18 protein-coding genes are annotated in these 22,478 nt (G+C 42.3%); 2 read left to right on the forward strand and 16 right to left on the reverse strand.

From position 1 onward, the window contains the following. Positions 1-16: 16 nt before the first annotated feature. From V6984_RS15845 to V6984_RS15875, 7 genes are all read right to left on the reverse strand, one after another. Complete coding sequence (locus V6984_RS15845) at positions 17-859, reverse strand: alpha/beta hydrolase (protein WP_342756578.1); 843 nt, start codon at positions 857-859, stop codon at positions 17-19. 468 nt (positions 860-1,327) lie between these two features. Then, positions 1,328-2,242 (reverse strand): sugar phosphate isomerase/epimerase, encoded by a 915-nt coding sequence (locus V6984_RS15850; RefSeq protein WP_342756579.1) that lies wholly within the window; start codon positions 2,240-2,242, stop codon positions 1,328-1,330. Positions 2,243-2,274: 32 nt separating this feature from the next. Further along, on the reverse strand, positions 2,275-3,312 hold the full coding sequence (locus tag V6984_RS15855) for a Gfo/Idh/MocA family oxidoreductase (protein WP_342756580.1): 1,038 nt from the start codon (positions 3,310-3,312) through the stop codon (positions 2,275-2,277). A 14-nt stretch (positions 3,313-3,326) separates the two neighbouring features. After that, positions 3,327-4,283: an ABC transporter permease gene (locus tag V6984_RS15860; protein WP_342756581.1), complete on the reverse strand. Its 957-nt coding sequence runs from the start codon at positions 4,281-4,283 to the stop codon at positions 3,327-3,329. Continuing rightward, on the reverse strand, positions 4,267-5,790 hold the full coding sequence (locus V6984_RS15865; protein ID WP_342756582.1) for a sugar ABC transporter ATP-binding protein: 1,524 nt from the start codon (positions 5,788-5,790) through the stop codon (positions 4,267-4,269). Before V6984_RS15865 ends, V6984_RS15860 begins: the two co-directional genes overlap by 17 nt. A gap of 62 nt (positions 5,791-5,852) precedes the next feature. Then, on the reverse strand, positions 5,853-6,959 hold the full coding sequence (locus V6984_RS15870; RefSeq protein ID WP_342756583.1) for a sugar ABC transporter substrate-binding protein: 1,107 nt from the start codon (positions 6,957-6,959) through the stop codon (positions 5,853-5,855). A gap of 12 nt (positions 6,960-6,971) precedes the next feature. Further along, entirely contained in the window at positions 6,972-7,814 is an 843-nt protein-coding gene (locus V6984_RS15875; protein ID WP_342756584.1) for a sugar phosphate isomerase/epimerase family protein, read from the reverse strand. Between the two features lie 275 nt (positions 7,815-8,089). On the opposite strand from V6984_RS15875, the gene V6984_RS15880 reads away from it, so the two are divergent. Beyond that, positions 8,090-9,097, forward strand: coding sequence for a LacI family DNA-binding transcriptional regulator (locus tag V6984_RS15880; RefSeq protein WP_342756585.1), 1,008 nt, complete (start codon positions 8,090-8,092; stop codon positions 9,095-9,097). Positions 9,098-9,181: 84 nt separating this feature from the next. Here V6984_RS15880 and V6984_RS15885 read toward each other — a convergent pair whose 3' ends face one another. Further along, positions 9,182-10,513: a PLP-dependent aminotransferase family protein gene (locus V6984_RS15885; RefSeq protein ID WP_342756586.1), complete on the reverse strand. Its 1,332-nt coding sequence runs from the start codon at positions 10,511-10,513 to the stop codon at positions 9,182-9,184. A gap of 127 nt (positions 10,514-10,640) precedes the next feature. On the opposite strand from V6984_RS15885, the gene V6984_RS15890 reads away from it, so the two are divergent. Then, positions 10,641-11,894: a diaminopimelate decarboxylase gene (locus tag V6984_RS15890; RefSeq protein ID WP_342756587.1), complete on the forward strand. Its 1,254-nt coding sequence runs from the start codon at positions 10,641-10,643 to the stop codon at positions 11,892-11,894. 200 nt (positions 11,895-12,094) lie between these two features. Here the strand turns inward: V6984_RS15890 and V6984_RS15895 are convergent, their stop codons facing one another. The 8 genes from V6984_RS15895 to V6984_RS15930 form a co-directional block, all read right to left on the reverse strand. Then, positions 12,095-13,384 carry an alkaline phosphatase family protein gene (locus V6984_RS15895; RefSeq protein WP_342756588.1) on the reverse strand — a complete coding sequence of 430 codons (1,290 nt, stop codon included), beginning with the start codon at positions 13,382-13,384 and terminating at the stop codon, positions 12,095-12,097. Positions 13,385-13,392: 8 nt separating this feature from the next. Then, positions 13,393-14,643 (reverse strand): MFS transporter, encoded by a 1,251-nt coding sequence (locus tag V6984_RS15900; RefSeq protein ID WP_342756589.1) that lies wholly within the window; start codon positions 14,641-14,643, stop codon positions 13,393-13,395. Positions 14,644-14,892: 249 nt separating this feature from the next. Continuing rightward, positions 14,893-16,077, reverse strand: coding sequence for a YgeY family selenium metabolism-linked hydrolase (locus tag V6984_RS15905; RefSeq protein ID WP_342756590.1), 1,185 nt, complete (start codon positions 16,075-16,077; stop codon positions 14,893-14,895). Then, the gene (locus V6984_RS15910) at positions 16,055-17,800 is read right to left on the reverse strand and encodes a sigma 54-interacting transcriptional regulator (protein ID WP_342756591.1); all 1,746 of its coding nucleotides are present in this window, start codon (positions 17,798-17,800) and stop codon (positions 16,055-16,057) included. Before V6984_RS15910 ends, V6984_RS15905 begins: the two co-directional genes overlap by 23 nt. A gap of 75 nt (positions 17,801-17,875) precedes the next feature. Beyond that, complete coding sequence (gene dpaL / locus V6984_RS15915; protein WP_342756592.1) at positions 17,876-19,084, reverse strand: diaminopropionate ammonia-lyase; 1,209 nt, start codon at positions 19,082-19,084, stop codon at positions 17,876-17,878. A 73-nt stretch (positions 19,085-19,157) separates the two neighbouring features. Further along, positions 19,158-20,051 carry an alpha/beta hydrolase gene (locus V6984_RS15920; protein ID WP_342756593.1) on the reverse strand — a complete coding sequence of 298 codons (894 nt, stop codon included), beginning with the start codon at positions 20,049-20,051 and terminating at the stop codon, positions 19,158-19,160. Positions 20,052-20,055: 4 nt separating this feature from the next. Next, on the reverse strand, positions 20,056-21,645 hold the full coding sequence (locus V6984_RS15925; RefSeq protein ID WP_342756594.1) for a D-aminoacylase: 1,590 nt from the start codon (positions 21,643-21,645) through the stop codon (positions 20,056-20,058). Continuing rightward, positions 21,645-22,478, reverse strand: a complete 834-nt coding sequence (locus tag V6984_RS15930) for an energy-coupling factor ABC transporter ATP-binding protein (RefSeq protein WP_342756595.1) — start codon at positions 22,476-22,478, stop codon at positions 21,645-21,647. Before V6984_RS15930 ends, V6984_RS15925 begins: the two co-directional genes overlap by 1 nt.

A 22,478-nucleotide genomic window follows, 5' to 3' on the forward strand; every position in this document is an offset into this window, starting at 1 on the left:
ACGACTGTTTCTTTCTTCAGACAATTGTATCATCTTTCGGGAATTCCCCAAACAGCTCCATATTGTCGCTAAGCCAATGAATCAGGATCGACAGAAATTGCTCAGGCTGCTCAATTTGCAGGTTATGGCCCGCACGGTTGAGTACAGCAAACGTGGCATTAGGGTAGATATCCATGAGCCTGAATTGATCGCGCCATCCAACCTCGGTATCCTGTCTGCCTGTGAGTATCAGACACGGTGCTGCAAAAGGCCTTTCCAGTTCATCCGCGTCAAAAGAAAATGCTCCGTCCAGCGACTGGAGAAAATGGGTGTTCTGGTGCTGCAGTGCCTCCAATATATCATCACGGAAGCGGTTCCAGACGTTTTCAGTAAGTATTACATTTAAATATTCAAAACTTGCCCTGTCCTGCGCACTGAGCGTACTCAAAAAGGCCTCGTCCTTTTCCATCACGCGCAGCGGCTCCACATTCCCCTGACGATTTCCGGGAATGATGAGCGGACAAAGCAGTATGAGTCCGGCGATTTGAGATGCACGCTGCCTTACCATGCCCCGGGCCAGATATCCGCCGTACGACTCACCCATAAGCAGAAAACGCTGCCCTGGTATCAGTTCGTCCAAAAGCGCCGCCAATGCATCCAAAACGTGATCGGACGTGCGGATATGCGGCGCCGCCGGCGACCGGCCCATACCCGGCAAATCGATATAAATCCGCTGAACAGGCATAGGATACCCGGCAAGCATAGGCTCTATACAGTGGGATAGTATACGGCGGTCCACCCCCCATCCATGCAGCATCACAAGCGGAAGCCCTTCGCCGTAAACTTCATAATACAAATCACTTTTATCGATAGTTCCCATATCTCTTCCCCTTCCCGTTTAGATATTATATATTATTATATACCAAACAGACATTCGATGCAATATACTAAGGACGTGCTATCCAATAAGAATTAGGGTGTCAAAAGGTCCTTTTTAAAAATATTCGAGTCAATATGCCCGAAACAAAAAGAAAGACTGTGCCTATGAAAATATTTAGAAGTTCTTTCTCTGGACATTTGTGCCATAACAGAAAACAAAACTGTTTGAGCGCAGCGAGTTTTTTGTTTTCTGTTATGTTTGGTTCAAATGGACTGAGAATTAGAACTTCTTATATATTGGAATCCGGCGCAGGAGTCTTTTTGTTTTGGGCATATTGTCCAGAGACGTTCGCAAAAAGGACCTTTTGACATCCTAATCCTATAAGACAACAAAAATGAGCCGAAACGGCCCATTTTCAAGTACGAATATATAAAATAAATGTTTTTAATATTTACCTCTGATTCGGATTTATATAACAAACTGTTCCATATATCTTTTGCTCAGCTTAAGACTCTTTATAATATTTCCTCTCGTTCCTTCAAAGGCCCTGTCCTCGACTTCTATGCAGGAATAGCCGTCATATCCTACGTCGGACAATGCACTGACATATTTTCCCCAATCCACATCACCCAGTCCCGGGAGCTTCGGCGACATATAAGCGAGCGGATATGCCATGCTTCCTACTTTCTCCAGGCGATCTTTATACAGCTTAATGTCTTTATAATGCACATGAAATATCTTGTCCGCAAACTCATAAATAGGCTTAATATAATCGATCATCTGCCAAACGAAATGGGAAGGGTCATAATTGATTCCCAAATAATCGCTGGGTATCAGCTCGAACATTTTTCTCCAAATCTCAGGTGTGGAAGCAAGATTCTGCCCACCCGGCCACTGCTCCGGGCCAAATAACATGGGACAATTTTCGATTGCAATTTTCACCTTGTTTTCTTCTGCAAATGCCATAATCGGTTTCCATATATCCGCGAATATATTCAGATTCTCTTCTACGGTTTTATGTTGGTCTCTGCCGATAAAAGTAGTTACCATATTTACGCCTAACTTTGCACTGAACAAAATAATCTGTTTCAGATGGGCGATATTTGCCTCTCTCTTTTCCAGATTGCCGTCCAGCGTATTCGGATAGAACGCTAAAGAAGAAATTTCAATAGATTTATTTCCGCAATAGTCCTTAATATAGTCTATATAGCTATCCTCCGTACGATTAACATCTATATGGCTGACTCCCGCATATCTCCTTTCCGCCTTGCCGTTTGGCCAGCAGGCAACCTCCACACAGGAAAATCCCAGCTCTGCCGCCGTATCTATCATTTCTTCAAAGCTGTCTTTTTCAAGAATTGCGCTTACAAATCCTAATTTCATATTTATTGCTCCTTTCAAAGCCCGGTAATTTCTTATCTCTCTATTTGAACGGTTCTGCCTGTCCTTGAGCTCTCCACACAGGCAAAAACCGCTTCCATTGCGTTCAGCGCAGTCTGTCCGTTCAACTCGGGTTCCCTTCCTGTCCTTAACGCATCCGCAAACATATCTATGACACCTGACGTTGTCTGATTATCGTTTGTCTGGATTTTATCTATACAATATTTAACCGTCTCTCCGTCTTTCATTTCCAATATAATTGAATAATCGGGATCGCTGTATATCTTCATTACTCCTTCTGTTCCATAGATGACCGTGGAATTATTCTCATTCCCGTAACAGGTCCACCCTGCCGTCATCGTTCCCACGATGCCGCTTTGCATCTTGTAAATACAAAAAGCATTATCATCTACGCCTATCTTGTTGCCGGATGCGTCCGTTTTTTCCAATGTAGTCAGAACGGCTGTGGCTTCCGTTACTTTTTCTCCTGTCAGATATTGGATCAGATCCGTTTTATGTATTCCCAAATCAGCCATAGCTCCCAGGACAGCCTTGGATTTATCGAAAAACCAGGTGTTTTTCCCTGCGTCTATACTCCATGTCTCCGGTCCTTTATGGACGAACATCGCCTGAAAGGTGATTACCTTTCCTATTGTTCCGGCATCTATCAGCTCCTTTGCTTTTCCATGAGCCTTTGTCAGACGCTGATTATGTCCGATCATCAGTATTCTCCCTGTTCTCTCCGATGCCTCTACCATTGCCTTGCACTCCTCCAGAGTCATTGCCATAGGCTTCTCACAAAGAACGTGCTTTCCCGCTTCCAGTGCCTTTATCGTAATTTCCGCATGAACATGATTCGCGGCACATACGCTTACCGCATCGATTTGAGGATTCTTCAGCATCTCTTCATAGGAATCGTAAGCAATTCCTCCATGCACATTCGCCAAAGCTTCCGCTCTTTCCCTGCTTACATCGTAAAATCCCGCTATCTTTACGTCATTCAGCGCCGTGTATTCCGGTATATGTCTGACCTGTGCGATTTTTCCGCATCCGATAATACCAATATGAAACATATATCCTTCCTCCTTTAGTTTTTATTCAGTAAATTTACCCTTAACGCGCTGATACCAAGGGCAATGATTATAATAGCTCCGGAAGCAATTTCCTGAAGATACGGATTAACTCCCAGAATATTAAGAACATTGGATATCAATCCCATAAGAAGTACACCAAAAAAAGTACCTATAATGTTTCCTTTGCCGCCGCTGATAGGAACACCGCCTATTACCACCGCTCCCATCGCCTGCAGTTCCATGCCCGCACCCGATGACGGAAGCGCCGACCCGACTCTTGACAGCAAAAGGACAGCTGCCACGCCCACGAAAAAACCATTCAACACAAAAAATATCAATTTATTCCCGGTAACGCTTATTCCCGCGAGAAATGCGGATTTCTCATTGCAGCCAATGGCAAACAGCCTTCTGCCGATTTGTGTATATTTTAAAATGACATGTACGATGACATAACCGATCAGACTGATCATAAATATTAACGGTATTATATTTAAGACCTTTGTTTTGCTTAAAAAGCCGAATTCTCCATATACGGTACGAATCACACCTTTTGTTATGAAAAGTGCGGCTCCCGTATAGACACTCGTAGTTGCCAATGAAATGATAAAGGACGGTGCCTTAAACAGTATTGCTAATATTCCGTTTAACAGAGTACACAGCATGCTCACCAGAATGCCTGCTGCCGACGCAGCAAATCCGTTCACTCCCGCGTTGATTAAAATTGCCGTAATACAGCAGGTGAGCCCGATAATAGCACCTACCGAAATATCAAAATTTCCCGAAATTATTATAATAGACGCCCCGGCTGCCACAAGCCCCAAAACAGCAATCTGCTCAAAGATATTCATAATATTGTTCACCATCAAAAATCTGGGATTTATGATTGCCGTTATTGCAGAAATCAGTAAAATAACCATTAAAAGAATCAGCCATTGCGACCTGAGTAATGTTTGTTTAATCTTTATATTCATTGTCTGTCTCCTTTTCCCGTTCGCCCGTTTCCTCTACTCCCATATAGGCCTTTAAGAGCTTGTCCTCAGTCACTTCTCTTGCCTTAAAAACATGTGTCAGTTCTCCGTCTTTCATTACACCGATCCGATCGCTCATAGACAGTAACTCCGGCATATTGGAAGAGACCATAATAATAATCTTACCCTGCTTGGCCAGTCCCTCCATAAGCCGGTATATTTCCTCCCTGGCTCCTACATCCACGCCTTTGGACGGTTCATCGAAAATGTATATATCCCCCTGCATGGAAATCCATCTGGAAATTACTACCTTCTGCTGATTTCCGCCGCTGAGTTTCCCTACCTCATGTTGTTGGTCGAAGACCTTAATGTCCAGTTGTCCGATCTGCTCCCCAACAAGCTTCGATTCCTCTTTCAAGCTTAAAAAGAACTTGTTTTCGTTTCTGGTAATAGAAATATTTTCTTTTACAGAGCGCTCCAAAAAAAGGCCTTCGCCTTTTCTGTCTTCCGAGACATAACATATTCCTCTTTCAATTGCATTTTTAGGGCTTGCGGGCGTTATTTCCTTCCCATCCAGATAAAGCTTGCCCGACTCCTGTCTGTCAGCACCGAATAGCATTCTGACCAACTCAGTCCGTCCGGCGCCCACCAGGCCGCCCAGGCCAAATATTTCGCCTCTCGATACCGAAAAACTCACATTTTTCACCAGACCGTTTCCGCTGTAGCTTTTTATCTCCAAGGCATTGTCACTTTTATCAAAATTCCCCTTTTGATAGAAGTTTGACGCGTCTCTGCCGACCATATCCTTTATCAGCTGTTCCTGCGTTGTTTCTTTTAACACGCGTTCGCATATACTGTGCCCGTCTTTCAACACGAGAGCACGGTCTCCCACTCGATATATTTCCTCAAAATAATGTGATATATAAATAATTCCAATTCCGTCTTTTTTCAACTGACCGATAAGCTGCATCAATGATGCCGTCTCCTCTTCCCCCAGCGATGCGGTGGGCTCGTCCATAATAATAACTTTCGCTTCTTTATACAGCGCTTTCGCGATCTGCAGGTTTTGTTTCTGTCCGGGAGACAAATCTTCCACCATAGCATCGGGGCGGATCCGAATCTTAAGACGGTCGAGCAGTTGCTCCGTAATCTTTTCCTGCTCCCTCCGGTTAATGAAGATTCTGCCGAATTTGATTTCTGATCCTTGAAAAATATTGTCGGAAACAGTCAGTGTATCTACCAGATCCACATCCTGATAAATCGTTGCTATTCCAAGCTTAATAGCCTCCGACGGCTGCATCTTGTCATAATGCTTATCGAATAACACAATTTCTCCACTATCCGGTTTCTCAGCCCCCGATAAGATTTTGATCAATGTAGACTTCCCGGCGCCGTTTTCTCCTACAAGGCAAAGCACTTCTCCTGCCCACAAAGACAAGCTGACATCATGCAATACCTGTATGCCCGAAAATGATTTATTAATTCCCTTTAATTCGAGTATTTTTTTCAACGTATCTTATCTCCTTTATAAAGGAAAAGCAGTCAATGACTGCCTTTCCTTAACCACATTAATTACTTCATTAAATCCGGAAAATACTCGTTGGTCAAATCCCAATAAATATCATTGACCTCCCACGGTACTACCTTAGATTCATCATTGATATTCTCTTGATCAACAGGCATGATAGGCAGCATAACCGCTTGTTCCACCGCTGTGCTGCTGCCGGTTACATATTGATCCAGCACAAGGAAAGATACCAGCCCTTCCCATCCGGGGGAAGAAGAAATTGTATAGCTCAGTTTACCGTTCTCAATAAGAGGAAGACCGGCAGGAGAGCCGTTCTGAGCGATTACCGTGTACTGATCCAACAGATTATTGTTTTCCAGCATTTGAACAACAGCAGCAGCCATATCTTCATTCATTACATATATGATGGAGAATTCTTTGCCGGAAGAAATCAGATCCTGTGCAACATTTACTGCCTCGCTGGGGTCATACTTGCCCTCTCTTATGTCGATACATTCATTCTGTGCCAATTCTTCGGATTTTGCAGTCATCGCTTCATTTATCATCTGGCAAGGTACCGATTCAAAATTACCGGTAATAATAACATAATTTTCGCCTGCATGATTATCTGCCATCCACTGCGCATAATTATTTCCCATTTCTACCCAGTCGAAATCAATTGCAGCAACGATATCCTGTTCCGCATCCAGCGCTGTAGCACAGGAGTCTGTAGCCACTACCGGAATGCCGGCCTCTGCAAATTTTTCGGCAGCGATTTTTGCTCCATTTTCATTAAAGGAGAAAATACAAACACCATCAACTCCCTGATTTATCATTGCATCGATATTGGCAACTTCTTTGCTGGCATCGTAATCCGAGTTAAGTACCACTACGTCATAACCCGCTTTTTCTGCTCCCATCTGGAAACCTTCTACGTTTCTCTGATACCATGTATCAGGGCCTGGTGTGATATAACCATATACCTTCTTATCCCCTGCACTGGTTTCTTCTGTCTGAGGCTCACTATTACCCGTTTCTTCTTTCGTTTCCGCCGCCTGCTGATTATCCGCTGCAGTATCTGTGCTCTCAGTCTTCTGACACGCAGTAAGACTTAGCACCATAACGGATGCACACAGTAAAGCCACTACTCTCTTGTACATTTTCTTTTTCATACTTTTCTCTCCTTATAATGTGTTTTTTAGAAATCTGAGACCTTCTCTTGCCAGAGTATCCTGATCCTTGGCCAGCGGTCTCCATAAAGAAACTGCTCTTGCAATTTCTTTTATGTCGGTTGTGAATGATTCGATTACGACAGAGCCGTCATAATTAATATCAGCAAGCGCCTTCTTAATTTCCGGCCAGTTGAAATGATCCTCTCCCGGTGTTCCCCTGTCATTGGCACAGGCATGAAAGTCATACAGCTTATTCCCTGCCAGCCGTATTGCCGAGGGAATATCCTTTTCTTCGATATTCATATGGAAGGTATCCAATAAAAATCCTACATTATCCTGCTTCAATTCATCCATAAGCATAAGACCCTGATTAACCGTATTCATAAAGTCAGTTTCAAACCGGTTCAACGGTTCCAGTGCAAGCTTTACATTTTTGGAAGCAGCATACTCTGCGACACGTTTCATATTCTCAAGCACATATTTTCTTTGTTTTATGCGTTCTTCACCGCCTGCTATCCCGGTCTTTCCCGTCGCGGCATACATGGGGCCTGCCACATAAGGCGAACCTGTCACCTCCGCCATATCGATCAGAGTCTTTATATATCGCATACCTTCTTCTCTGTATTCCGTTACATCGGAGCCTATGTCCCGTCTTTCACCGAAGGCACCGCAAATGTGCACCGCAATTCCTGTCTTATCCGCTTCTTCCTTCACTAATTCAATATCGATGACATCCGGATTCTCGACCCCGATTTCATAAATATCGAATCCCATATCCTTCGCGTGCTGCAATTGATTTAATGTATGGCTGGAAAACGGAGAAACCCATACATATGAACTTATTCCATATTTCATATCGCACCTCGTTTTACTGTAAAATTATTTTATTTCTGTAAATTTACATTTTCATAATATTCTATTTTGCCATAATTGTCAAATGTGTATTTAAATTTTTTTAATTTTTGGTAATTATAAATAAATATTTTTTTATATTTTTGTATATTATTTTTTTTCATCCTTGAAAATAATGTAAAAATTATTTTTTACACTATTTTTTACATTTTTATTTACATTTCACTTCCTATTAGCTATACTTAGTAAAGTAAAAAAATTTAAACGGGGGATTTGTTATGACACAAAATTCAAAAATAACAATAGAAGAGATTGCACAGAAAGCCAATGTTTCCATCGCAACCGTCTCAAGAATTCTGAACAATAAAGATACTGTAAAACCAGCTACCAGAGAAAAAGTAATTTCCATAATGGAAGAACTGCAGTTTAAGCCCAAAGCTCCATCCAGTCTTAATAATTCAAAAAGCAGGGTTATTCTCATGTGTGTTCCTGATTTTAACAACCCTTTTAATTCACTTGTCATTGACGGCGTGCAAAAAGCAGCTCATGATAACGGCTATGATGTACTGCTGCTGCAATCTAAGGATTATTATACCGAAAGCGATGATTATTTAAACATTCTAAAAAATAACTCTTTGGCGGGTATGCTCATTTTGTCTTCCGCTCCCAATAACAAATTATTGGAGGAGCTGAGTTTCCGCTGTCCTGTGGTAATGTGTTCGGAATATTCCGAAACTTACGGCGTGTCTTATGTGAGCATCGATGACGTGGCCGCCGCACAGAAAGCAGTAAACTATTTAATTTCCATAGGATGCAAAAAAATCGGATTTTTAAATTGTAATATGAAATTTAAATACGCGAGACATCGCGAGAAGGGTTACCGGCTTGCCTTAGAAAATGCCGGTCTGGAAATGAATCCCGAATGGACTGCCCATATTTCTTCTATTAACTTCAATTCTGCGCTCTCACATGCAAGACATATTTTAAGCCTTCAAAGCAGACCGGATGCATTGTTCTGTACATCCGACTATTTCGCAGTCAGCGCGATCCGTGCTGCCAACGAGCTGGGTATAAAGGTACCGGAAGAATTGTCTATTATCGGTTTCGACAACATCGACTTGTCCCTGATGTGCAATCCGCCCTTAACGACCATCGAACAGCCATGTTTTGATATCGGATTTCAGGCCTGTGAACTCCTTATCGAAAAAATACTGAACCCCAATACACCGGATAAGCAAGTAATACTGCATACAGAACTGGTTGTACGGAATTCTACAAAGCTATAAAGATGACACCGGTTTATTCCCCTGCCTTCACGGCCCGCATTTCTCCGCAACTGTGAAGGCTTTGTTGTTTAGTGATTCCTGTTCTTATAACGTATATTTTGATATTTCATCTCTCATCAATTTCACAGCCTTTGCCAAATCCCCATCCTCGCAGTTACATATACACAGGCGTATTCCCTCCGAAACGGTAAATCCGTCCAAATAACAATCTTTTATACTGTTTACCCGAACATTACATTCAGCCAGGCTGCTTACTACTTTCTCCGCCAAGCCCTTTTCCATTTCAATAAAGGCATATATACCAGTGGATGGAATATGATATTTGACATCACTTGAAAAAAAGAGTCCGCACACTTCTCTTAAGGCTTCCATCTTATTTTTATAGAACTTCTTCGTTCTTAACACATGAGATCTATACATACGGCTTTTCAAATATATTTCCAAGGCCCCCTGGGTCAGGACCGGAGTATTTATATCCATGCTTTGCTTGTAATGTATAAATTCCTTTTTCAGCGGTTCCGGTATGATAGTCATACCAAGGCGCAATCCAGGCAGTAATGTCTTGGAAAAGCTGCGGATATAAATAACCCGCTCCTTCCCGCCCATGGCATAGAGGGAATCCACCTTTTCCTCCAGCTCTAAATCTGCCAGATAATCGTCCTCCACAATATATACCTCATATCGGTTGGCCAGCCTTATAATTTCCCGTTTTTGTTTCTCATGATAGCTGAACCCCGTGGGGTTTTGGAATCTCGGCATGGTATAGAAGAACTTAATATCACCCGTTTTAAAAAGCGCTTCCAATTCCTTTAAATCAATCCCCTCTTTTCCCCTTCTTATCCCTATGACAGGTATCTTATTGCAGCTTAATGCCTGAAGCATGACCGCATAAGTCGGCTGCTCCACAATGACTTTTGTACCGCCACCGGGAAACGGCATGGCTGCCAGAATATATAAAGCCTGCTGGGCACCGTTAGTAATAAAAATATCCTGCTGCCTTATAAAAATATGAAAATTCATCAGATGCTTAACCAAAACTTCCCTTAATTCCTCCATTCCCTGGGGCGGAGCATATTCCATAAGCTTATTTTGATAGATAGAAATTGATTTCTCCATACAGTGATAAAAGTCCTTATAAGGGTTAATCGAATCCGGAGGCCTTACAGTAATCAGATCGATCTCATCCCCGGCTTTTGAAAGCCTGCCCATGGATTTCACCACGTAAAAACCGCTTTTGGGTGCTGCGTATATCAAATGCTCCTCTTCTAAAAGCCTGTAAGCTTTTACAACAGTATCTGAATTATACCCCGATGCCCTGGCATAGGATTGAATGGATGGCAGCTTTTCGCCCGGCTTTAAGTCGCCCTTATATATTCTGTCTTTGATGGAATCGGCTATTTGGTTATATTTGTACATGCCTCTCCCTCCTTTCACACGATATCTATACCGGTACAGATACCTTTTTCGATTCTTGTTTTTCCCGTCCGGTCCGCATAAGATTACTATAATCATACCACAGAGCAAAGAAGGAGAATATATGACCATGAAAACTTTTCCGTTGGATTTCAAAGATTTAAAGAACCTTATCTGCGAGTATCCCACCCCATTTTATCTCTATGACGAGAAGGCGATCCGGCAGAATATACGCCGTTTATTTAAAGCTTTTTCCTGGAATGCAGGCTTCCGGGAATACTTCGCCGTGAAATCCACACCCAATCCATTTCTGATGCAAATATTCAAGGAAGAGGGCTGCGGCGTAGACTGTTCTTCCGAAACAGAATTGATCTTGGCCGATTCCTGCTTCTTTCGCAAAGAAGAAATCATGTTTACCTCTAACGTGACTTCTGCCGCAGAATTTAAAAAAGCGAATAGCCTGAATGCAATTATCAATCTGGACGATTTTTCTCATATCGATTATTTGCAAAAGCATACGGATATTCCGAAGCTTATCTGCTTTCGATTAAATCCCGGCGGGACTATCCAATACGAAGGCAAAACAATACTGAATTACAATGACCACAAGTTCGGGTTTACAAAGGAACAGTTTATAGAAGGTGTTACTTATTTAAAAAAGAGAGGAATCAGACGCTTCGGCTTACACAACCAGTTCGGGTGCCACAGAACTGAAACGGATTATTTCGAAGAAAATGCCCGCTCATTATTTGAAGAGGTTGTCGATATCTGTCATAAAACCGGTATAAAGTTTGAATTCATTAATCTGGCAGGAGGCTTGGGAATCCCCTATAAGGACGATGCTGACGGTGCGGATATTGAAGCAGTGAGTCATGCCATCCAAAAAGCCTATAAGGATATTTTGGAACCGGCGGGCCTGGCACCGCTTCCCTTATATATCGAATTCGGTATTTTCATGACCGGCCCTTATGGTTATTTTGTATCTTCAGTCCTCCATATCAAGAAAAACTACAGGACATTCCTGGGTCTGGATGCTTCCACCAACAGCTTTATGAGCCCTTCCAGATATACCGATTATCATCATATAACCGTTGCCGGCAAGGAAGAGAAGGCATACGATCATACTTATGATATTACCGGAGCTTTATGTGAAAACAGGGACCGTTTCGCGGCGAACAGGCGACTCCCATGCATAGAAGCCGGCGATATCCTGATATTTCATGATGCAGGAGCCTATACCTATTCTCATGCCAATAATTTTAACGGAAGGTTACGGCCTGCAGAACTGCTGCTCCGCCAGGATGGCTCCGTACGTCAGATACGACGGCCGGAATCGCCTGCCGATTACTTTTCGACCTTGGATTTCCCGATAAAATATGAGTAGCAGCCCCCTGCCGCTCTTTCATTTATCCTGCAACTGTTTTAGCATTTTCATGTCGGAAATAATATATCCTTTCAAACGGCTTCGTAATGCTCCACATGTTTTTGCGTCGCACGCACTGTGTCATCCGGCTATGTAAAAACTACCATCGGCGGAACTGCAATTCTGTTTTTTACGGTAAATGCTTGGAATTGTTCCCTCAGTCAATGATAAAAAATCTCATTCAATGGCCGTCCGTCACAGTCATGAAAATCAATTCCCAGAATACTTGCCATAGTCGGCGCTATATCCACCATCCGGATTTCTCCCAGGGAATATCCATTTTTTATGCAGTCTCCCGATATTACTATATTACATCGATAGCCCGCTTTATCGGGTGAATACCCGTGGGTTGCATACTTTATTCCCTGTTCTTCCAGATCGGTGACAACCTCACCAGCCAGACCGTCTTCGAAGCAATAGCCGGTCTTGGCTTCCAGCATATATGTCACCAAAGAAGCTGCATGGAAACCATCCAGTTCTTTCCTGTCATATAGCCGCTCTATTCCATAGCATCCATCCGTTATGGCCTTATTGAGAATATCCAGGGTGAGATGTTCTGCCTCATCATCATTTTCCCTTAAATGCAGATAAGCCGCTCCGCCGGCACTCTGTATATAAGCTCTCCATTTCATCTCACCATCTTCTTCGTAAATAAGTCCTTTTTCCCTCAATAGCTGATTGAGCCTTACCTTGTATCTGACATTGATCTGCCCATGATCACCTAAGACCAGAAAAACCGTATCCTCTTTAATGCCTGCCTTCTCAACCGCATCCATGATATCGCCCAGTCTTTTGTCCATACGGATAAGCACCTTCTCAATTTCCGGACTATCCGTTCCATGTTCATGTTTCGCGTCGTCCAGGTCGATCAAGTGTATCAGAAGAAGATCAGGCTTTTTTCTTTTAATGGTATCCACAGCACACATCGTTGTAAAATCATCCAGAAAGGGTTGTTCTATTCCTCTTCTAAGTGCTCCGTATTTTTTCTCCATTCTTATACTAAAAAAAGGGCTGCCGTTCTTTAAAATTTTAAAAGCCTGATTTTCTTTTTTGATCGCTCTTATCTCCGGTATATTATAGCGGATGGACGCCTTTCCTGTTACCGGCCACAGAATTCCTGCCGATTTCATCCGGCTCCCTTTCAACGCATCATAAATAGCAGGTACCTTGACATCCTTCTTAAACCAAAACCAGCGCTGCTCCTTTTCCGCCACAAATGGCTGGAAAGGATTATTGTGATATATCCCATGCCTGTCAGGATAGACACCTGTTACCATCGTGGTATGTACAACATAAGTGAGCGTCGGATAGACGCTCCTTAATTTTGTGCTGTATGCTCCATTTTGTATTAATTTAGAAAGATTGGGAAGTCTGCTTGCCTTCTCCCAGTTATCTTCCGAAAATGCATCATAGGAGATAACTACCAAATATTTTGCTTTTCCTGTATCCATCTTCTTTTTCACTCCATAATTTCAGAACTGTACTTTTGTTCCTTAGGCAAAGTAATGAAAATAACGAATCCTATAATAAACAGCGGAATAATTCCAAATATGCTCAATCTCGCGTTACCGGTGATCGTTGTTGTCAAAGACATTATGACCGGACCGATGATGGCCGAAAATTTACCGAAGATATTGTAAAATCCAAAAAACTCATTCGACTTTTTCTTGGGAATAATCTTCGCATAATATGACCTGCTGAGTGCCTGAATTCCTCCCTGCGCAGAGCCGATCATAGCGCCCAGAATGAAAATATGCCATAAGGAGGATATAAAATATGCCGCTACACAGGCAATGATATACGTGATGATACCGACAATGATCATCGTTCTGGCTGAAAACCTTTTTGCCAGATTACCGTAGAGGATCGCACAGGGAAATGCGATAACCTGTATGATCAGCAGTATCCCGAGCAAAGTGAAAGTGTCAAGCGTTCCCTCTCCTAAAATGGAAGTAGCATAGGGTACCACCATTTTGATGATCGTATCCACACCATCAATGTAGAAAAAATATGCCATAAGGAAGATGAATACCGTTTTATGCTGTCTTATGTTTTTAAACGTATCGGCCAGACGTATAAAGCTGTTGATCACCGGCTTAGGCTCCGGTTCAATATAATGTCTCTGTTTCACATCTTTTAGCATAGGTATGGTCAGGAGCCCCCACCAAAGAGCAGTAATAATAAACCCGATCTGATATCCGATCGCTTTATCCATTCCCATAAAGAATATCAGTGCCAGACTGATACCAAAAGGAATGATACTCGAGATATATCCGAAAGCAAAACCGAAAGAAGAAACCTTATCCATTCTTTCATTACTCGCGACATCTACCAAAAATGCGTCATAGAAAATATTAGCACCTGCAAAACCGATGGCCGACAAGATAAAAAAGAGAATCAACAGCTGCCATTGTCCCCCGGAAGGAGAAAAAAATGCAAGCCCGGCTGTAGCAAACACACCCAGAAACGTAAAAAATGTAAAAAAACGTTTCTTCTTATCCTTGTAATCTGCAATCGTACCTAAAATGGGACTAAGAATTGCTATCAGAATACTTGCAAATGAATTAAAATACCCAAGATCCATACTGCTTTTGACATTTTCAAACATACCGAATATAATTGGCAGCAACGCAGTTGTAACCGCCATGGAATATGCTGAATTGCCGCAATCAACCAATATCCATGCTCTTTCTTCCTTACTTAATTTCATGAATCAACTCTCCTTTTACTGTTTTAACATATATTGCTAAGAAATCCGCCCAGGCGCCCTTATTGCAAAGCGAAAGGAAACGTCCGATTATTACTGTTAAAACAATAATATCATATTTTTAAAGAGCAAAAGTATAAAGGATGTAAAAGGAATGTAAAAATATCACGAAAGGCACCATAAAGTAAAAAACTTTGGGGAGCAAGGAGCTTTCTATTGTATATGAAAACATAATAAACTTAGAAGAAAGTGCTATTTTAGCAGTGCCTTCATAACAAGTAAATAGCAGTCCGCAACTTTTTCAATCTGCTCTATTTCAGCATATTCATTGATGGTATGTGCCAGATTCTCTCTGGAAGGTCCCAAGCCGATTGTTTTTATTCCTGCTTCTCCCGCATAATGGCTTCCGTTGGTACAAAAGTTATATTGTGTAACCTTTGGCTGATAACCGTTTTCTTCCATTTCCTTTTTAATGTCCTGAATATATTGTTCCGTCTCTTCAAATAGCCAGCCGGGAAAAAAGCGCTCTCCTTCAATCCATTCTCCGGTATAGCATTTTTCTTTCCCCGCCGCATAAGATATTTTTATTTTCATGCCTTCATTTTCCTTGATAAGTGCTTCAAAAAGTTTCTCAATAGGCTCCAGTACGCTTTCCCTGGTTTCTCCTACCAGCAGCCTTCTGTCATAGGTGGCTCTGCAATAATCAGGTACAACGGATGCCCCCGGATAAGGGCTGGATTTGATATCAGTCAGTTCCAAGATCCCCTTACCCAGCACAGGATGTTCCGTAGGCTTTAAGGTACGAATAGCCTCCACTACCTTTGTCATCTGATATACCGCATTATTACCTTTATCCGGATTTGCTGAGTGAGCTGGCTCCCCAAATGTCTCTACAACGATTTCCGCCCGCCCTCTTTGTCCGATTTTTAAGTTCAACTCAGATGCTTCACCGATAATCACATAGTCCGGTTTGACATAGGCACTGATTTCTCTTGCCGCCACTCCCTCAAAGCATTCCTCATGCACAACTCCTGCCACATAAATGTCTCCGGCAAAATCTTTATCACAGTCTTTGGCAAATTGAGCACCTGCAAAAATCATGGCAGCCAGGGCGCCTTTCATATCGGTTGCTCCTCTGCCATATAATTTCCCTTCCTTCATTTCTCCCTGAAAGGGATCCACCTTCCATTTTTCGCGCTGTGTTACCGGCACCGTATCCATATGACCATCAAATAAAATTCTGGGACCTTTTCTCTTTCCCTTTATATGTCCGATTATGTTGCCGTATTTATCTACGATCATATCATCATATCCGTGCTTTAACATATATTCCTTCACTCTGTCAGATACACCTTTTTCTTCTCCAGAATAGCTTTTTTGCTGAATTAGAGTCCGGCATAATTGCAGTAATTCACTATAATCTAATTTTATATCCATTTTCCTGTTCTCCATTCCAAGCCGGATTGACACTGCTTATGTTATACGCATCCAATTTTCTGTACAGCGTAGCTATGCCAATCCCGAGTTTTTGTGCGATTCTTCTTTTTCCTTCCGTAGAATCTCCATAAATCCATAATGCTTTTTGTATTTCCTTTTCTTCCAGCTCCCTAATTGTATGCATGTATTTATCTTCCCTGCCTGTGGATATGCTCCACAAATCCAGGATCAGATTACTGCATCCGATATGTCCGTCGTCTTCCATCATACTGACCATGAATTCTACTACGTTTTGCAATTCTCTTACATTCCCGGGCCAGTCATATCTGCGAAGCAGCCTCATGACCTCAGGATCCATATAGTTGAATTTTTTTCCCTGAAGGCGGCAGTAACGGTTAATGAAATACATTACAAATTCCTCAATTTCCTCTTTTCTGTCACGCAAAGGTGCCACATGCAGAGGAATAACATTTAAACGGTAATACAAATCACTTCGAAACGCCTTTTTTTCCATCATTTCATGTAAGTTTCGATTAGAAGCCGCAATAATTCTAATGTTAACTGAAATGCTTTGGCTGGATCCTACGCGGGTAATCCTATGTTCCTGCAGAACACGAAGCAGCTTTCCCTGCAAATGGAGCGGTAAATCTCCGATATCATCAAGGAAAACAATTCCATTATTAGCGAGTTCGAATTCTCCCATTCTTCCGGCCGGATCTGCACCCGGAAAAGCTCCGGCTACATAGCCGAACAATTCACATTCCATAGTGGCATCCGGGATAGAAGCACAGTTAATCACAACAAAAGGTTTATCTGCTCTGTCACTGGACTTCCATATTGATTTTGCAACAATTTCTTTTCCGGTACCGCTTTCTCCTGTAATCAGAACCGTAGTATTTGCCTTAGCAATTTTTTTGATGCTTTTGGTCAGGTCTCTTGTAATGGCGCTGCTGCCGATAATGCTGTCCTCACTATAAGCTCTGGCTTTCTGACTATATTCATACAGTTGATTCTGCAGAACATTGATATCGCTGAACAACAGCATGCTGCTGGCAGCATCGCCGCCGTTTTGCATATCGTATAAGGTGCCCATCACCGTATATTTCCGTTCTTTTACTGTCAGCAGATATTCTCTTAAATGATTCATTACATCTCCGGTAGGCTCTATCTGCATCTGGTACTCTGTCATATCTTCCTCTTCCAGATGCAGCTGCTCTCTTGCCGCTTTATTGGCCATCAGAATATTATTCTTTTCTCCCATAACCAATACGCTTTGATTGACCTGATTAACCATTTCACGAAGAATATTGTTAAGCTCCCTGTTGCGCTCTTTTTCTTCCTGCTCCATGGCTTTTGCCGCAATCATATCCGCAATCTGTTTTAAGAATTCTAAGTATGTAGTCTGTTTTCTTTTAATATGCGCCTTTTGTTCTTCGTTCAGGCAAGCCAGTCCGATTACACCGATGGCATTATCACCTAACAGAATGGGCGCAGAAATCTCATAGGTTTCATAACAGTTACCCCCATTGGGGCAGGCGATGCATAGATGGTGATTCCCCGGATTATCAATGATCATCTGTTTTCCGGTTTTCATAACATAATCAAAGACAAAAGCAGTGCTTCCCACAAATGTATTGATTTCATGCTCGAACACCCCTGTGCCGGCTATTCTGAAAAAATCTGTATCAACAATTACAACATCTGCCTGTACTACCTCCGCCATAATTTTGGCATATTGTATTACTGCATCCTGAATTTTCTTTAAATGTGTCATGTTAATCCCTGCCTTTTTCTTTTTTTATCTTTCGGCTCCCCTCCAAACTATATTTTGATAGCGCTCAGGATCTGTATCTCCTTCCGTTGAAAAGCATAGTACATTGGAATTTTCATTTAACTGCAATGCTTCTCTTAACGGACCATAGATTTCATCTGTCATGACAGAAGCGAGCACTCCAAAGGGAAGTGCTCCTGATTCTCCGCTTGTAACCGGAGTATCCCCTTTGACAGGTGCTGCAAGCATTCGCATACCTTTTATTGTCACCTGGTCGGTGCAGGATAGGAAAGCAGTTGCATGATTCCTTAATATATTCCAGGAAATCGTATTTGGCTCACCGCAGGCAAGCCCCGCCATTATAGTTGGCATATCTCCGGTAACGATACTGATTTCACCAGTTCCCTTTGCTGCTCCTTGATAAAGGCAAGCCGCCTCTGCCGCCTCTACCACCACTACTTTGGGAGGATTTATGGGATATTTGTTTGTAAAGTATCCTTGCACCGCACCTGCCAAAGAACCTACTCCTGCCTGTACAAACACATGAGTAGGTGCCGTACCGACGGCCTTTACATATTGCTCATCAGCTTCCATTGCCATGGTCCCATAGCCTTGCATGATCCATGCGGGTATTTCCTCATAACCCTCCCATGCGGTATCCTGAACCATGACACCGTTTGGTTCCATTGCTGCTTCCGCCGCAGCCATACGAACACATTCATCATAGTTGACTTCTTCTATGGTTACCGTAGCACCTTCCTTTTTAATATGATTAAGTCTGGTAATTGTCGACCCTTTTGGCATATGCACCACTGCCCTTTGTAAAAGGCGATTGGCTGCCCAGGCCACTCCTCTTCCATGATTTCCATCCGTTGCAGTAAAAAAGGTCACCTGACCAAATTTTTCCCTGGTTTCTTCCGACACCAGAACTTCATAAGGCAGATCACATACATCTTTATCTAATTTCTGAGCCATATATTTTGCCATGGCAAAGGCCCCTCCCAAGACCTTGAAGGCATTTAATCCAAAACGATAGGACTCATCCTTCACCAAAACCTTATTTATTCCTAAAAATGCAGCCATATTGTTTAGCTCTACCAGAGGTGTGATTTCATATTGAGGAAAACTTGCATGAAATTTTCTGGCTTTTTTTATTTCCTCAATTTCCATGACATGCAACTGTGTATCTTCTGTTTTTGGCATTATGTTCATTACCCATTTAATTTGTTCCTGCATAAAACCTCCATATATTTTCAGCCCTGCGCTGATAACTGTTTCATCAGCCAGCCCTTAATTTCGAACAAGTTTATCACTCTGCATATGTATTTAGAAATAATTTAATTCTTTTTTCATACCCTTCCCGATCCACATAAGAAGCTTTTGCATGTGACGCCCGTTCTACTATAAAAAGCTCACAAATGCCTTTACACGCCTTTTGTAACTTTTTCTGGGTATCAATGGAAACCAATTTATCCAATGCTCCACCAATCAGCAGCACTGGAACTGTAATCTGTGCGATGTTGATTTCTACATGATCCTTCTTTATTGAATACTTTCCCAGCAGCTTTCCCCAAATATGAATACCGCTTAAATAAAAGCCTGCCATAAATTTCGGAGAAAATCGTATCATTTTTCGAAGTATCATGCCTAAGCTTTCATAACTGCTGTCCGCAATTACAGCTGTTATATGATCCTTCAGGAAATCCGGATTCAGATGTAAGATTGCTGCCGCACCAAAAGACACGCCATCTAAAACTATCTCAATTCCTTCTCCCAATTGTTCCTCCATGGCGGCTACCCATGCTTCCAAATCCAAGCTGTCCGCAATACCCATGCCAAGGTACTTACTCTCGCTTTTTCCATGTGCCCTCAAATCGCAAAGCAACACATGATATCCCAACTCTGCATATGGACTTACGTCCTCTAAGCGACTTTTTGCATCATCCATCCAGCCGTGAATTAATATGACCAGCTTATTCTTGTGCCCCTTCCTGTAATATCCCGAAAGCTTACCTGCCGCCCCCTCTATCATAATATGATCATATATGGCAGGCAGCCTTATTTCTTCAGCGTCTTCCTCACCGTTCTTCTTAGGCCTTATACAAGTTGTAGAAAAATACAGATAAGCATTTAAAAAATAATACGCTGCAAGCAAAAAAAACATATTCAAAAGAAAAATAATCACAGCCCATATAGAATCCATACCCTCACCGATCCTTTCTTCTTATGACTTTTCCGTTTCTTACTCCTGTGAATTCTTCTCCGGAAACTGCAATCTCTCCATTTACAAGTACGTAACAAATGCCCTCGGGATACTGGACCGGTTCTGTAAAAGTTCCTTTATCCCTTACCGCCTCTGCATCAAAAATGCACAAGTCAGCATAAAAGCCCTCCTGTATTCTTCCTCTGTTTTTAAGACGCATTGCTTCCGCTGCTTTACCGGTCATTTTATAGATTGCTTCTTCCAGTGTCAAAGTTCTCTTCTCTCTGACATAAGTAGACAAAATTCTAGGGAAAGCACCATATACTCTGGGATGTGGCTTCCCACCTAATAAGCCGTCTGTGCATACATTCATCTCAGGGCGTTTCATAAAGCACATAACATGCTCTTCCGTCCCATAGAAATCAACCATGCCTACAGCATTTTCCTCTTCTAATAGCAAGTCAAATGTTGCCTGATAAGGTTCTTTACCCTTAAGCTTACCAAGCTCTATTAGATTCAGCCCCACCGTATCCAGATTTTTTTTGGTTTTTACGCTGGTAATGAAGATCTGGTCAAGTCCCGCAAAATCAACAAAATTATCCCAGCCTGGTATCCCCTTTTCAATGTCCTCTATCATTTTTTCCCTGAGTATCGGATCGGCCAGCCTTTGCATCAGCTTGTCAGTACCGCCATCGTGTACCCATGGCGGGAGTATCACACCAAGCATGGTACTTCCTGCCACATAAGGGTATTGATCAAAGGATACCTCCATCCCTTCCTCTTTACAGGAATCCAGCAGTTTCACAACCGCCTCTATCTTACTCCAGTTTTTTCTGCCGCAAACCTTAAAGTGGGAAAAATGAATCCGGATACCGCTTTCTTTTCCGATATGGATTACTTCCTTCATCGACTCCAATATGGTATCCGCTTCGCTCCTCTGATGTACCACATAAACACCGTCATATTCGGCCGCCACTTTACAAATCTCAATGATTTCTTCCATTTCGGAATACGCACAGGGCATGTAGATAAGTCCGTCCGAAATACCAATAGCCCCCGCTTCCATTTCCCTGCGGACAATTTCCTTCATTCGTTCCAGCTCTTTTTTATCCGGTTTTCTGTTATCTAATCCCATTGCTTCCATTCTAATGTTTCCATGGGGCAGCAGATAGCACTCATTCAAGGCAGGTTTTGCCGTTTCAATCCGCTTTAAATACTGTGCCGTATCTTCATAATCCCAACATATCTCATCGGAGTCTCCGTCAAGACCTGCCAGATTCTTTCTCCACGAACTGCTATAGGCTATGGGCATCGGTGCCATGGAGATTCCGTCCTGCCCCAACACCTCTGTTGTTATTCCCTGCCGAAGCTTTGGAAGCAGCTCAGGGCGGACAAGCACCTCCAGATCACTGTGGCTGTGAGTATCAATAAAGCCGGGGGCAACCACCAGTCCTTTTGCTTCAATTACCCGGTCAACTTCTTGCGTAACAACTCCCACTTCTTCAATTTTTTCTCCATTTATCAGGATATCACCCAGGAAACCTTTCTTACCGGTACCATCAACAATAAAACCATCTTTGATTTTTATTTTCATTAAACAATTTTGCCTTCTTCCATAATCTTTTTCAATTCTTCTATATTGATTACGCCGTCACTTGCTCCCGTACTGTCAATTAATTGTGCCATTCTCGTCACCATAGGCGGTTTTACATACCCCTCCATCAATCTCTCCGGCTGCGAAAAGACTTCGCCTGGTGTCCCGTCCATAAAAATCTCCCCTTTTTTCATTACCATGATTCTTTTCGCATACTGAGCCACAATATGCATTTCATGGGTAATAATCAAAATAGTGTGTCCATGCTTCTCATTTAACTCTTTTAAGAACTCCATGATTTCCAAGGATTGCTTATAATCCTGTCCTGTGGTTGGTTCATCCACAATAATGACCTGCGGCTTTAACGAAAGGATGGAAGCAATCGCTACTCTCTGACGCAGGCCCTTCATCAAAAGCACGGGCTGTTCCTCAAAAAGAGCTTCTTTTACTCCGGCTGTTGCTGCCGCCTCCTTTACCCTCTTATCCACTTCCTTTTCATCCAAACCGATGTTTCTGGGTGCATAAGCAATTTCATCGTAAACTTTAGAGTTAAAAAGCTGATGGTCCGGGTTTTGAAATACATACCCGATATTTTTTACCAGGTCTTTTATCTTGGGCCTTTGCTCCACATGAAGCCCGCCTACCACGATTTCTCCTTTGGTTATTTTCAAGATACCATTCAGACACTTGGATAAGGTTGTTTTACCGCAGCCATTTTGACCGATTAATGCCACAAAATCTCCCTTATGTATAGTTATATTAATATCCTCCAGCGCTACCGTTCCATCATCATAGGCAAATGTCAGATCTGATACTTTAATAATTTCTTCCAT

It is taken from the genome of Kineothrix sp. IPX-CK (assembly GCF_039134705.1).
Lineage (GTDB): Bacteria > Bacillota > Clostridia > Lachnospirales > Lachnospiraceae > Kineothrix > Kineothrix sedimenti.